Annotated in this window: 12 protein-coding genes; 2 read left to right on the forward strand and 10 right to left on the reverse strand. The window is 43.2% G+C overall.

Annotated elements, in window-relative coordinates:
- Positions 1-14 precede the first annotated feature (14 nt).
- From soxC to K1Y79_RS15355, 4 genes are all read right to left on the reverse strand, one after another.
- On the reverse strand, positions 15-1,232 hold the full coding sequence (gene soxC / locus K1Y79_RS15340) for a sulfite dehydrogenase (protein ID WP_220251051.1): 1,218 nt from the start codon (positions 1,230-1,232) through the stop codon (positions 15-17).
- A 43-nt stretch (positions 1,233-1,275) separates the two neighbouring features.
- Positions 1,276-1,851 (reverse strand): c-type cytochrome, encoded by a 576-nt coding sequence (locus K1Y79_RS15345; protein ID WP_236059653.1) that lies wholly within the window; start codon positions 1,849-1,851, stop codon positions 1,276-1,278.
- A gap of 205 nt (positions 1,852-2,056) precedes the next feature.
- Positions 2,057-2,308: a hypothetical protein gene (locus K1Y79_RS15350; protein WP_220251052.1), complete on the reverse strand. Its 252-nt coding sequence runs from the start codon at positions 2,306-2,308 to the stop codon at positions 2,057-2,059.
- Between the two features lie 798 nt (positions 2,309-3,106).
- Entirely contained in the window at positions 3,107-4,039 is a 933-nt protein-coding gene (locus K1Y79_RS15355) for a hypothetical protein (RefSeq protein ID WP_220251053.1), read from the reverse strand.
- A gap of 313 nt (positions 4,040-4,352) precedes the next feature.
- Between K1Y79_RS15355 and K1Y79_RS15360 the strand changes: the two genes are divergently transcribed.
- A complete protein-coding gene (locus tag K1Y79_RS15360; RefSeq protein ID WP_220251054.1) occupies positions 4,353-5,849 on the forward strand; it encodes a sensor histidine kinase in 1,497 nt (498 codons plus the stop codon).
- Positions 5,850-5,905: 56 nt separating this feature from the next.
- Entirely contained in the window at positions 5,906-6,610 is a 705-nt protein-coding gene (locus tag K1Y79_RS15365) for a response regulator transcription factor (protein ID WP_220251055.1), read from the forward strand.
- A gap of 72 nt (positions 6,611-6,682) precedes the next feature.
- Here the strand turns inward: K1Y79_RS15365 and K1Y79_RS15370 are convergent, their stop codons facing one another.
- The 6 genes from K1Y79_RS15370 to K1Y79_RS15395 form a co-directional block, all read right to left on the reverse strand.
- Complete coding sequence (locus tag K1Y79_RS15370; RefSeq protein ID WP_220251056.1) at positions 6,683-7,546, reverse strand: cupin-like domain-containing protein; 864 nt, start codon at positions 7,544-7,546, stop codon at positions 6,683-6,685.
- Positions 7,547-8,573: 1,027 nt separating this feature from the next.
- A complete protein-coding gene (locus K1Y79_RS15375) occupies positions 8,574-9,239 on the reverse strand; it encodes a YceI family protein (RefSeq protein WP_220251057.1) in 666 nt (221 codons plus the stop codon).
- Between the two features lie 95 nt (positions 9,240-9,334).
- Positions 9,335-10,522, reverse strand: coding sequence for a peroxiredoxin family protein (locus K1Y79_RS15380; protein ID WP_220251058.1), 1,188 nt, complete (start codon positions 10,520-10,522; stop codon positions 9,335-9,337).
- A gap of 753 nt (positions 10,523-11,275) precedes the next feature.
- On the reverse strand, positions 11,276-12,298 hold the full coding sequence (locus K1Y79_RS15385) for a glycoside hydrolase family 43 protein (RefSeq protein WP_220251059.1): 1,023 nt from the start codon (positions 12,296-12,298) through the stop codon (positions 11,276-11,278).
- A gap of 2 nt (positions 12,299-12,300) precedes the next feature.
- Entirely contained in the window at positions 12,301-13,017 is a 717-nt protein-coding gene (locus K1Y79_RS15390; RefSeq protein ID WP_220251060.1) for a DUF3823 domain-containing protein, read from the reverse strand.
- A gap of 23 nt (positions 13,018-13,040) precedes the next feature.
- Positions 13,041-14,939 carry a RagB/SusD family nutrient uptake outer membrane protein gene (locus tag K1Y79_RS15395; RefSeq protein WP_220251061.1) on the reverse strand — a complete coding sequence of 633 codons (1,899 nt, stop codon included), beginning with the start codon at positions 14,937-14,939 and terminating at the stop codon, positions 13,041-13,043.
- Positions 14,940-14,955: the final 16 nt, after the last annotated feature.

The raw sequence follows: 14,955 nt of genomic DNA on the forward strand, positions 1-14,955 counted from the left end.
TTATACTAATGATGTTATTTCCACTGTTCAGGTTTGTATACAACTTGTCCGTCCCGTTTTACCAGCCATGCTGTAACAGGGTTAAGATGATAACCCGTTCCAATACCGCGGGCTTTGATCAGTTGTTCCAGGGATGGTTGTATATAACCTGTTTCATCAATGGCTCTGCTCATGATTTCGGTTGTGTCTCCATTCCATTGCCATAGGTATCTGAAATAAGTATGAGCTTTGTCCAGAACAGGTTCCTGTAATTGAGCGATGTTCCATGTTTTACCTGCATTGGTACTGATTTCTACACGAGCTATTTTCCCACGGCCACTCCAGGCAAGTCCTCTTATTTCGACCCATCCTTTCTGCACCTGTACGGGGTAAGCGGGATACGTGATAATAGAGCGCGCATCCATGGTAAAGCTGAACTGACGAATCTTACCATCCTTTACTGGCTCAGTGTATTTTGAAGTCTCTTCTCTGGTCATAAATGGGCCATCAGACAGTTCAATGCGGCGTAACCATTTAATGCTGGTATTGCCTTCCCACCCCGGGAGAAGCAGTCGGGCCGGGTATCCTTGTTGTGGGCGAATGGCTTCCCCATTTTGTGCATAAACAATCATAGCCTCTTCCCATCCTTTACTAACAGGAATACTGCGGGTCATTACAGCAGCGTCTGATCCCTCGGCCAGAAACCAGGTAGCTTTAGGCTTGACGCCTACCTCCCTGAACAGAGTGGATAACATGACACCTGTCCATTCACTTTGGCTGGTGAGTCCGCAGATATCTTGTGGAGTAATACTTTCCTTATCCGGCTTTCTGAAATTACCCGAGCATTCCACAAAACATATCCTCGATACTGAGGGAAAGCGTTTGAGATCTGAGAGCGAGAATATAGTAGGTCGGTCTACCATACCGTGTATCAGTAATTCATAGGTATTGGGATCAATAGCGGGCACACCAGCATGATGACGTTCAAAGTGTAAATCCGATGGCGTGATAATACCATATAAGTCCTGCAGGGGAGTCTGCGAGGAGGTAAGTGTTGCTTTTCGCTGAGGATGTTCAAATGGGGATCTTGTACCTAAGGCGCTAGGCAATGGTCCTACATGTTTAGTAGGATCTAAAGCAGCTTCAGGAATACCAGTCTGCACCATTTTGCCAAAGGAGGTCTTTACTATTGCGACAGCAGCAGTAGCAGCACCTCCAAGCAAAAGGCGACGACGCGTCATCTTTTGACTCATAGTAAAATTGAATTATGAATTACAGTTTCAAGCGACACATATGTTATTCGTATGGTCCGTTCCCGCCTTTCCTGTTATCTGTGACATAGTACTTTCTTGCCGGCATGACAATAGCCGGTAGTGTTTTTGCATTGATAATAGTCGTAGTATCTATAAGTTTGTTTGCATACAATAGCCAGGCTGTGACGCTATACACTTCTTCATCTGACAATGACCCAGGTGCGTTATAAGGCATAGCCCGACGTACGTAATCAAATACAGTCGTGGCATAAGGCCAGTAGTTACCGATTGACTTCACACGTTTTGGCGCACGGTCAAATGGTATAGCATTCGCTGTATCCGGAGCAACAAGTATGTTAAAAGGACCTTCAACACCGGTTACTCCATGACAGGCTGCACATTTGGAAGCATATACCACAGCGCCTTGCTGAACAGTTCCATTACCAGGAGGCAGACCTATTCCGCTGGGAGGAATAGCAATTGCTTTACCGGCAATTTCATTAGCAGTAGCAGCACGACCATAACCAAAATGTATAGGCACTGCATCGGCACGCTGTTCACATGAACTCATAGCGATGCCTGCAACGCAGGCCCAATAAGGCATTCGTAGCTTAAACATCAGATACTTGAGACTTGGATTATTTGGTTGATTACAATGCGCAGAGTGTAGCTGTTTAAGCTACTGCATTCGTCTCTTGGTGGGAGCACAATAATAATCTGGTGCAAATATATACTGTAGAAATTTAAAAGTCTACTATTTATGTAGACTTTTATTTGGGTAGTATTTTTTTGCCTTCTTTAGTGGTAATTATAGGCAAACCGAATCAATGTTCCATCATATCGAGGATGTCTGTCCAGATGATACGGGCGATCTGCTCGCTTTCTATAGTTCTGACACGTTCTTCGGCAGTAATCATGCGGTCTTCCTGCCAGTCTATGTCTTCGGGCATGAAGTCCCTTAGTACATTTCCACTGGTGATCACTTCGTAGGTAGTCTCCTGAGCCACGTCATCAACAGTAATGGCAAGCTGATAGGATCTTCCTTCAATATAAACTGTAATTGTACGCCTTTCCATAACAAACAATTAAAGGAGTGCTACTACGGGATATTCCGCAGCAGATAATGTTGAAGAGATACGATGATATATTGCTATCGGCTGTTAACTGCCTTGGGGGAGTAGTGATTGTCACTGTTCGATAAAGAATCTGCTTTTGCTTCCTCAGCTCCTCTTTTCGCCGTCTCTTTACCCCTGTTTGAATACTTCTTCATAATCTCACATTTTTAATGGGTTAGTTAAAAGCTGACATACTGAATAGAACAAATTATTTGCCAGTATGTTGCTCATTCTCAGTCATGCGATAATTCTCCCCAACTCCTAACCAAAAGTGTGTAAATCCCGGTAAATAATTGCCATATATACTTGACCAATAGTAAAAAAACAGACTCTAAATATTGACAATCAATAGATAACAGAAAACTAGGCATAACTAATCATTGATTTATAGTCTACTTATTACTTGATGGAGCAACAAATTCCTTAAACTGCCGGCTTAGCACTGACTTATTGTGGTAATATCAGCTATGTGATCATTTTCCACCTTCAGACGCTTTCAGGAATTAGTACAAGTTCAGGTAATACTTGCGGTGATATTATTCCTACCGGAATCTTGGGGAATGGATTGCGGATAATGATAGACAGAATAGTTGTAGATAGCAACATTAACGCTAAAAGAGCGTATCTGCCGAAATGCTCAAACAAAGTGAATAGCATTCCACTTAAAACTGCTTCATATTAATAAAAACAGCCTGCACCCGTATCACCGGTGCAGGCTGTAATACAATAGTTTACCCTCTCAAGGTATCTATGCAAAAGCTAATAAACAATATTCGGGAAGTTCTGCCTCGCTTGCTGAAACTGTGTTTCCCAGGCGGCAGGCCAGCCAAAGGCGATAGTCGCCTGCGCTTTTAGGTTTACACCTGCAGCTCCGCTCCAGAAATGTACGAACTCTCCCCAATTCATATTACGGGCATAATCAGTTCCATTTTTAGGAAAATGCTGTGCAAGCAGGGTAAAGAACCTGTTAAGTGTAGCAGTGCCGCCATATTGGCTATAAATAGGGTAGAACCAGTTCCTGAACCAGCGGGTATTGGCAACCGGGAAATTATCCACCTTATTCCACATACTATTATACCAGGCATTAGCGACAGTAGTCCAGCCCAGTGATTTGTAGACATCATATTGGTAGATTTCCATCCACTTACTGTCTCTCCATAGCGAGAATGCGGGGGAGTTATGATAACCTTTGGATGCCAGTTCTACGATATGTCCTACTTCATGTGCTGTAATATGAAGAGGTTGACCAGTACTGTCTGCCCAGGAGCCGGTCAATCCGACGTCAATTACATTGCGGTTATCGTGGCTGGCATCAAAATAAGTTGAAGGATGTCCGCCACTATACTTATTTTCATGCAGGATTACGAACAGGCGTTTATCCGTACCAAAATCACCGTATACTCTTTTTGTATAGCGCCAGATGCTGTCAAGGCGCCGGTAAGGCCATGTCACATTAGTGGGCATGTCATTATCATAATATACAGCAATATGATCATTGTAGTAAACACGCTTCAGGAGTTGTACGTGTTCAAACCAATGTTCCTGCCAGGTAGCAGGCGGTATTTCTGCCGCTGCTTCTTCGGTTACAGGTTTCTTAGTATTTGGAAGGGCATTGTCTTTTTTACAACCTTCCACAAACAATACGGATGCCATCAGGCATAACAAAATGATTAGTTGAGGGCTCTTTTTCATTGGAGTCTGGAATTAGGGTTTATGAAGTGAATTAAGATAAACAAGCTACAAGCCGCACAGGACGTACGGCCTGTAGTTTGTTACTTTTTTCTCAATAGATAGCTGAGTATGTGATCGTGGTAATTAGCACAAAGGTCTGGGACGCTTTGCTGTGACAGTTAAACAATTTGGCTGATAATACTATTCTAAAAAATGGATGACCGACAATCGAAATTAAAAAAGCAGGTGCAGAAAAGTTGCAAATGGAAAGCAAACAAAGTGTAAACAATCTTAAACGAATTGTGAACGAAAATTAAATTTCCGATATTTAAATATGATCAGAAAAGTATGGAGTTTGCTAAAACTGCCGGTTGAAAGGATATATTTGTTCTTCAGGAATTTTTTCATGAAGCATCCTTTTAAGATCTATATCACCACATCTGTCATTTGCTTTCTAGTCCTGGCACTGGTACAGTTTATCCTGGTATATAACACCTATGACCTGCTGAACCGCCGCTTTTATTATGACAAGAAAAGTAAGATCAATGAGGAGTATTCAAAGGCAATTACAAACGATAAACTCTTCCCCGGCGGACAAGCCATAGTAGATTCAATACTGATGCCGCAGCTGCGAAAGCTGGAAGAAATATATCAGGCTGATACTACAAAGTTTAAAGCATATTCACAAGAGTTATTAAACGATGTATTTCATAAGCTGATCAGGCAGGAAACTGCTGATAGCCTTATGCATGTAATCCGGCAGCGGAATAATATTACAGACTCCCTGCGATACGCACTGACTATTACCAGGATAGATATCATGACTGGTGACAGGAGATATATCAATATCTATAACAACCGACGAAAATATGAGCTGATAGATGATTCACTGCAATGGTCGGACGGCATACGTATCTTCGGCGATCTGAAAGATCCTGATGACCGCAGCCAGGTGCTTGGACTCAATGTCAGTACCCCCGTACCTTATACCTACGCAATGGCGTTTACCCTGCATGCCGAGCCCTACAACCGCAGACAGATGGTATTCCGGCAAATGAGGCTCATGCTGACTATGTCCCTTTTGTCAATGTTTGCGATAATTATATTATTTTTCATCACGATGCGGAACTGGATTAAGCAGAAACACCTTTCGGATGTAAAGACTGACTTTATTAATAACATTACGCATGAATTTCATACGCCATTATCAGCCATTATGGTGGCTAATAAAAATATTCAGAATGAAAAGATCCTGGATAATAAAATGGCCATACGCTCTTTGTCAGAAATTATTGACCGGCAGTCACACCGGTTGAAGCTATTGTTCGGACAGGTACTCGACCTCGCAACAGTCGAGAAGTTATTCGTTCAGAAAAAACCTCACCACCTGAATATGCTGGTAAGTGAAATACTGACCGATTTTAGTATCAAATTTTCCACATCTAACGTTCAGATAGACTTCCAACCGGCAGATACTGACCTGATTGTAGAACTGGACAGCTTTCATTTCACTACATTGATGCTCAATATACTGGACAATGCCGTGAAATATAATGTGCAGCAGGTGAAAGACCTGATAGTCGCCATAACCACTGATAATGAGCAGATCTGCATTACAGTTGCCGATTCTGGCATCGGCATGTCAAGAGAAACATTGAAACACATTTTTGAGAAATTCTACAGGTATCAGAAAGACCTGACACAAAATACTAAGGGACTGGGACTTGGGCTGCACTATGTAAAGCAGTGCATCGACGCCCATAAATGGAAACTGAAAGTAGATAGCGAAGTAGGAAAAGGGACTACATTTGTAATCGTAATTCCTAATTGACAATAGTGAACTATTAACGTAAACAGGTCGCCCGCTTCAAACTAAAAATTGTAGCTATGAGACACCGAATTTTATTGGTCGAAGATGAAGCAGATCTAGGTAATGTTGTAAAGCAATACCTGGAACTAATGGACTTTGAAGTAAACTGGCAGCAAAGTGGAAGCGATGCGCTGGAAGATTTTAAAAACGCTCCTGAATCTTACCATATTCTGCTGATAGATGTGAATCTTCCGGGTATGGACGGATTTGAACTGGCAGAACATGTAGTAAAGATTAACAGCCATGTTCCTTTTCTTTTCCTGACTGCACGTGGTGAAAAAACTGATCGTCTCAACGGTTTAAAGATAGGTGCAGATGACTATGTTGTAAAACCTTTCGATATAGATGAACTGGTCCTGCGTATCAGGAATATTATCAAACGTAAGCAGCCGGCTACTAATCCCGACGCTGTAAAAGCAAAAAATGTCATTACTATAGGCAATACACAACTGTTTGTGGATTCGCTTAAACTGGTAACAGAACAAGGAGAAGAAATTGTACTCACTCCCCGCGAATGCGACCTTCTGGTGCTCTTCTTCCATAATGTGAACCGGGTTATTAAACGGGAAGAGATCCTTACCAAGGTATGGGGGTCTAACGACTACTTTGTAGGACGTAGCCTTGATGTATTTATTTCCCGGTTCAGAAAATACTTCCAGCAAAATCCAGGTATCAGCATCAAAAATGTATACGGAATCGGATTTGTCTTTAATGTAAAATAGTATATCGTATCAGATGGTTGGCTGCCTCCTGCTGACTAACCGGCGGCAGAATCAGCTAACCATCCGATACAGTTATAATATCCTTCCTACTGCTCTTTCTGCACGTCTATGAGCAGTCTTCATCTTATAATCAAACCATTTCCTGCCCAATATCTTCCTCATTGCATCATCAAAACGACGGGTGATAAAGATATTTCTTACACCAACTGCCCTTTTCAGCATAGATACTGGAAGTGCCCTGTAAGCCACTGAATACCCTGCCGTTTCATACTGTATATAATGCCAGTATCCTGAAGGAATGAACAATGTTTCCCCAAAATGTAATGTACACTCCCATCCGTCCAGCTGACTCAATGCCGGAAAAGCTGCATAGTCAGGATTTCGCAAGTCTGCTATACCGTGAAAGTTCCAGGGCAACCGATATAACAGGTCAGACTGTTCATTAGGGAATAACCATACCTTCTTTACTCCCTGAAACTGGGACAGAAATACATGTGACATATCGATATCGTAATGGTACCTGACAGAAGAACCTTCTCCACCAAAGAACAGGAATGGCAGCCAGGTAAGAAGGTTGTCTGCAATCTTACGTACCGCTAGTTCCTTCTTAATATCAGGCCTCTCCCGCAGCAGATTAAACAGGAATAGCCGCCTCACGGTCGGCTGTGATTCTATCAGGTTAAGATAGTCTCCAAACTTCATCTTCTCTGCCGGTTGACTGGTAGCCTTGTCAAGATGCGCGTTTTCCTCGCTGTGTACTTCTACCATTACATCACCAGCTTGCTGCCGGAAATAGTCATAGTCCCATTTCTTCAATGCCTCGCAATCCGGATCAATGAAATCTTTGATAAGCACCGGAATGCCAGTTTCCAGATATTCCGCGGCAAACTGCTCACGGTTGTAACCACTGATGGCTTTTACAGGTTTCAGATGCATGATTTATTCTGTTGTTAGTTTGCAAAAGTTCTTATTGATAGCAACTCCTGTCGCCGCTTTCTGATACTCCATGCAGAAATACTGTATCAGCCTTATCTGCTTCAAGCGACACATCGGCAAATACTTCCTAATCTTTTGACGATGGCGTCTGACCTGCCGAAACCTGTATCACACGCTAGAAGTATCTACAGGTACTTCTACAAACGGGCTCCAATGACCTGGCCTCGAGGCTATCATCTGTGAGCACCGAGCTACTGCCAAGGCCGTACTCTTCGTTGTCAAACAATTTTTTGCGCTTCGCCACTCTGTTGCAACAATACCTGTACCGCAGGTATATCAGGTGCGAGATGCAAAAGTCTGGATACCGATATTACCACTCAGCACACCCACAATAGTAGACGCTATCATTCCCTAATACGGTCACCAGTATAACTACCCAATGCCTTGAACGCATTATTCAATCCAAGCAATACCCGCGTCTGCAGCATAATATGGTATCCTGCCGAACTACCAGTTACCCATATTACAGGAAGCCGCTGAAGGAAGGGGAAAGATAGCATTTAACGCTGTTGCCGTAATTACAGTGCCAAAATAAACTGTGTGTAACAACACGCCCCATTTCCGAGTCTAATAGACGCCCTAAAGGGTGATTTTCTGCTGTGGTTTATTCATAATTATCCCGGCTCTTTCTGATGCTCAAAAGGTGGTATAGTGACATAATTACAATTAGCCCCTGTCGGAAAGGATATTGGCTCTTTATGCAACAATACCTTAAGACCGTCTTTACACTCAATACCCCGAGCGAGGATACTGAAGACAATAAAGAAGTACTTGGTTTGCATCGCAGCTGTCTGTAGCTCCAAACTCCTGATAGCCTCTGGCATATTGCCAACAGTCCAGTCTATAAATAATCCGGGATCAACGAATAGCTTTTCCCCGAGGGTTACCGCCTAAGCGGTTTTTTTGAATGAAAGACCGGCTATAAAACAACTGGCAATTACATACCTATAATAGCTCTCCTTTTTTCTTACTGCGCGTTAGCAACAAGTATAATATCCAGATCAAAGTCGTCATAAATTGCCTTATCCCCCAGATTCTCAAAGTAATGCTTAGAGCGGTATTTGATATCATACTTTGTCCTGTCTACGCTGACCTTTGCCTGGGCAGTCAGTTTACTCTTATCCATGGTTACGGTAGCTGGGAAAGCGATATTATTGGTAATTCCTTTAATGGTTAATGTACCAGTCACCTCATACTGATTAGTGCTATGAGGCTTGATACCGGTGATGAGGAAATCTGCTGATGGGTATTTTTCTACTGCAAAGAAGTCATCACCTTTCAGGTGACCGGTCAGTTTGGCGTTACCTTCCGCATCTTTGATATCAGTGACGGTAATACTACGTGTATCCAGTTTAAAACTGCCACTTTTCAGGGAATTGCTTTCGACATTCAAGGTTCCGCTACTAATAGCGATAGTACCGGTGTGCGTCCCTGTTACTTTACGGGCTGTCCATACCAGTTTGCTGTTTTTACTATCAATCTGGAAAGCGATCACGTTATGAGTAGCTGCTGATACCGGCGTAATGGTTATCGGCAGGGCAGATGATGTACTATTGACCTGAATAGTAAAAGCTGTAATCACAGCGATAACACCTACAGATGCAAAGGAGGCAGCGTGCTGTAAAAGTTTCATTGGTAGTGTGTTTTAAAAGACCTGCAGGGCCGGGCCGGCCGACCCCACAGGTCTGACAACAGAGAACAACAAATAGCAGGTAACGTATGTCACTATTATGCGCAGCTAACTAGTTGATGATAGCGACTTATGTCGCCATTAAGATCTATCGTGATGGTTGTAGGGAATGCCATCATACGGTTGAGTGACGGAAGTGTTTCCGAAACCACTTTCTTATCAGCAATGCTACCAAAAGGAATATCATATTCAATACTGTATTTATCTTTTAAATTTCTAAGTGTATAACGGGCATATTCAACCTCTTCTTTCTGCTCAAAACCAGTGGCAATCACCTCGACGCCATGTGCTTTGTTCTTCCTGAACCTGGGAGCAAGAGAGGCGGTATGGTATATACAATTAAGATACCAGGCGCTTGTAACCTCCTCATTAACTGCTTGACCTTTACACAGCGCATCACTTAATGATATCTGCCCACCATTCAGATCAGGTAGGGGAAAGTCAGGTTCCTTATTGCCTTCTTTGAGATAAGTCAGCTTGTTGAGATCAGGCAGTTCCGCATAAGGGTTTTTATTACCGTCCAGCTTTACATTGTTATCTGTCCCCAGACTCAGCTCCCCCGTAAAGGACTTGTCATTATTAATATGCCCTTTTATGTATATAGGACTAGGACCTGTAAAGCCTGAAAGCTCAAACTCATTTCCCTGCACTGTTCCTTCCAGTTCCCGGCTATCACCCAGAACAGACATAATCACACCTGTCAGCTTATTACCGTTCTGCTTCAATAGCCCTATGCGGTTAGGAATCGGTTCTTTACCATAGATTTGTAACTCCCACTTACCTGATAAATCAGCACCGGGCTTTACATCTTTTCCCGGTTCAGTAAACCGATACTTTTTGCCTGCTTCTGCAACAAAGGGCAGTGCGTTTTCTCTGAAATCCGGCGTCAGCTTTCTGTATTCACCAGTAATACGTCCATCAGATTCTATCCTGGCAAACAAAGCGGCATCATAGGTATTCATTTTTATAAATAGTGAGTCATCTGCAATACGCTTTACCATAAAGTCGTCGCGGCGGGAGCCCGTGATAAGCGAGAATACTACATGCTCAGGATCTTTACCTTTAAACTCAAAATTGAAAGGCACACTGGCTTCATTTACAGTAAAGACGCCACGCCATACCCCTTCTCTTACAAACAGGGGTTTTCTCTCAGTCGCAAATACAGCACTACCGAACAGTACAGTGATCAACAGGCCTTTCGCTACAATGCGGGTTATCGTGTTCATGAGCGTAAGTTTGATTTGGGTGGTTGATAGTTTAAGGCATAGCTTTCTCCTTCCGGTTACCGGTCATTTAACAGAACAGATATGATCATAGAAGAAGATATAGCCTTGATAAGGCAGATTAGCCACAACAAGAAGGCATACAGCCGGAAGAACGAAGAAACTTGTTCATGTTCAAAAGTGTTAGTTAATTTTTATAAATCAACTAATTAATGGTGGCTTAATTAGGGTGGTAATAACAAAGATAGAAGAGCCCATCTGAATTTCCAAATAATAGTCCATTAATTTTATGGACTATTTACCGAATACATACAACTGATTGTTACTGAATAACATTATGCGCAGGAGGATTTGCGATGTATTCAGTACAAAGACACGTATTCATATAACTCAGGGGGTTACCTTATGCGTGGCGCTTATAGCTGCTCATTGTTCTCCTTCCAGTTGACGCTTGTCTTGTGACCGTAGAATCTATTCACCAAAATAAACATAACTGTAATGCTCGCAATGATAACGTAATGTAAAACGATTGACGGCATGATAATAAAAGCTGATAAAGTACTATTGATAACTGTTGTTACTGTTGTTATTGAGCTAAATCTACATAAAACAGGTTGAAAATATACAGCAGTCTCTCCAAATAGAAGGCATACTGATAAATTCATCAACAAAAGTTAACACAGCTTTGCGACTCTGACAATACCACGATCGTTTAATATAGGTCTAAACACGCTACCACAAAGAAAAAATCCCCCGTTAGGAACGGGGGATTTGTAATAAAGTATCTGTCTGTAAAGGCTTCCCAAACACAGGCCAGCCCGCTTCATCCCAGCGAAACCGCTGTATCCGTGGCGATCTTTTATTTCCACACCCATCACCCGGATGGTCATTCGCGTGATATAAAATCCAATGTTCCTTCCCGTCAGGAGACGTAAAAAAAGAATTATGCCCCGGCCCATACACCTTATTCTCAGGCGATTGCCTGAAAACAGGCTCTGCTCTTTTCTTCCAGGATGACGGATCCAGCAGATCACTGTCTTCAGCTGCTACCAATATTCCCAATGCATAATCGTCTGTCCAGCAGGCAGATCCTGAATATACAATAAAAAGCTGCTTACCATATTTCAGCATCTGCGGCCCCTCATTCACATCCAGATGCTTCAAATTTGGATCTCTTAGGTCCCCCTTGGTTTCCCAGGTATACTGCGGCGACGATATCTTTACCCTTTTCCCCTGAATAGTAAGCGGATCTTTCATGGCCGCGATATAGATATCCTGACGGCCATTCTTGTCACCTTCCCATCCCGACCAGGTCATATAGAGCTTACCACGGTGTTCAAATACACTCGCATCTATCGCCCATTTATCTTCTATGTCCGCCACCTTACCCTTAAACTCCCACACGCCAAGCATCGGGTCGGGTGAACTGTTCTCCAACGCATAAATCCTGTGATACTGATTGTCACCATTATCTGCTGCAAAATAAACGTACCATTTACCCTTTATAAAGTGTATCTCCGGTGCCCATATCTCTTTGGAAAATGCACCTGAAGCAGGAGGTGTCCAGATCGTTTTATGCGGTGCATCTTTCAGAAAAGCAATGTTCTTCGTCTTCCACAACTCCAGCCGGTTACCCATCGTATGCATATAGTAGTAATGCCCGTCCTTATAAGTACACCACGGGTCGGGGCCTCCCGGCAACACCGGATTACGGAAAGTATCCTGTGCCTGTACGGCAGATGTCAGGAATACCAGCAAGCAAATAAGTGATCTTAACATATCTATTTCAGGTTAATCTGTTGTACCTCCGAAAATAACAGATCTTCTACTCCGCTAATTTTCACACCAACACGGGCAAATACATAATCCTGATTACCAGTGGCTCCATTACCGGAGATCACATCAGGTATATTCACCTGCATACTAATATTGGCCGGATCTGTAATATTGCCGCCATCAAGTACAGTACGGGCAATGTAGTTAGTACCATCCACAAACTGCGTCTGGTTCAGGTATAAAAATACTGATTCAATATTTCTCTCATCAGGCCCTGTCAATATCTTCTCCAGCCGGAAATTACCCGTCACTACATCAGTTCCACTCAACGCCAGTTTAGCCTCCCTCACCATATAGTAAGGCATTACCTCAATATTCATCTCCTGGTTACCACGGATGGTTAACAACATGGTATCTGTCTTTGTCTCTGCATCTGTAATGGAGCGGAACGGGCCCTGAGAAGGAGGAATGATCAGCTTATAATTACCATCAAACAATAACGCCGAAAAGGAACCATCCTCTTTTACGTTGACTGTAATCGCGCCGTTCTTACCCCATCCAGGCTCCCATAACTCGAACGTTACATCTTTTGAACTGACGTTCACCGGTACTCCTTTATAAGTAATAAAACCAGAAAATGTAGACGATGGCGGATCATAATTGTCTTTCTTGCATGAAAACGCTGTCAGCGCCAATGCTATATATGCGAATATCTTTTTCATGTGGCATGTTTTACAAATAAGTACTATTGATTCGGGTTCTTCACCAGTCTGGGATTGTTACTGAGGATATCTGAGCCGATCAGTGAATAATAATTGCCCAGGTTAAAACGATGTGCTGCGGTAACATTAGAAGGCTTCACTATCCTGTATACCCACTTACCATCATTCACATTACCAGGGTGATAGACTTTGTACCCCCACAGCCCGTAAATCATGGTACTCACCTTGTCTGCTTTACCAAGATTGCTCACCAGGTCTGTAGCAGAGATCGTTTCCCCGTTCCATACTCTGTGGGCCAGTCTCCAACGCTTGTAGTCAAACAACTGATGTCCTTCAAAAGCCAGTTCTACTCGTCTTTCGTGTACTATTCTGTCAAAAGTGATCTGTGCAGCGGTAAGCTGGGTTGTAAAGCCTGCACGATCGCGTACCTGGTTAATATAATCGGATGAAAGACCGGGATTTCCCAGCTCAAAAGCAGCTTCTGCTGCATTCAGCAATACTTCTGCATAACGAAAACGTACCCACCATACATCACTACGGGTACCTATTTGACCGGAGCCTACTGCGGGATCCATAAACTTGCGTACATAGAAACCTGTCTGTGCGCTATATTGCAAACCATCTACCGGACCGTCTGTACCTACTACCTGGGAGCTTTTTGGCGCGCCAGCTACCGGAATACTATCCCTGTCGCCAAAGTTATCACCAGTAATAATATTGTATTTACCATCCTTCCAATACATCACACCTGCCCATATATCCAGCGGCACTCCTTTAAATCGGGTACCTGGCAACATGATAGTGCCTCCCAGCCGCGCGTCTCTTCCGGCAAAGATGTCTCCGGGATTATCATAATACACATAGTCATTGCCATTGTTAGTCGCAAAAGGACTCAATGTATTATCCAGCTTTTCATATTGCAGTGCCAGATTCAAAGACGGATTCACTCTACCTCCCTGCTGCTCTTCTGCCGATGACCAGGGCTGATTAGCAATCGTCCATTCCTGCGTCTTGCCAGACTTCAGCTTAAAATCCAGTGCAAAGATGACCTCGGGGTTATTCGATTTATCATAAAAAAGAGAAGCAAAATTCTCCTGCAAATCTTCTGGCTTCTTCCTGTAAAGCGAATACTTCCCTCCGGTGATTAACGCCTGTGCTGCTTCCAGCGACTTGGTATAATAAGCGGTTGCCTTATCGGCAGGTATACCTACTTCCCATCCCGGCAGTTTTACTGCAGGTGTACCTGCGCCATACTTGGCAATAGAAGCTGCATACAAAGCGGCTCTTGCCTGCATAGCCAATGCCAGTCCCCTTGTTGCTCTAGCTTTGATATTAGCATCATCCGGCAGAATACTCTTTATAGTATCCAGCTCTGCGATCACGAAATCATAAATATCAGATTCTTTCGCACGCGGATGCCGCAGATAAGTAGGATCTCCACTGAAGTCGTATTCCATCGGCTCCAGTATCAACGGTACTCCTCCCACACGTTTCACTTCTTCAAAGTAAATAGCTGCCCGCAGGAAACGTGCTTCTGACAGAAAGCGTGCCTGCACATCCGGAGCCAGCTCAGTGGCTGCCTTACACTTCTGCACAAATAAGTTCAGATCACGGATATAACCGTAATCCCACAGTCCCCACCAGTCTACAGGATAGTCCACCTGTTTCGTTCTCCAATACTGGCCTGCTTCGGAAGGAAATGCTTCATCAAAGTTGGTAAACTCAGCCCAGTTGGTAATCGTCTGCTGGTCAGGATACCGGTTATACAGATCTGCCAGTACGGATAAAACCAGATCAGGACTTTTCCATACTTCTTCGTCAGGTAATACATTGGTAGGATCCGTCGTCAGAAATTCATCATCCTTTACACATCCTGTTATTATTGTAACTGCTGTTGCCAGTATCAGCAAATATTTTTTCATGCTGCATGTAATTAAA

The organism is Chitinophaga rhizophila, assembly GCF_019492185.1.
In the GTDB taxonomy this organism is placed as follows: Bacteria; Bacteroidota; Bacteroidia; order Chitinophagales; family Chitinophagaceae; genus Chitinophaga; species Chitinophaga rhizophila.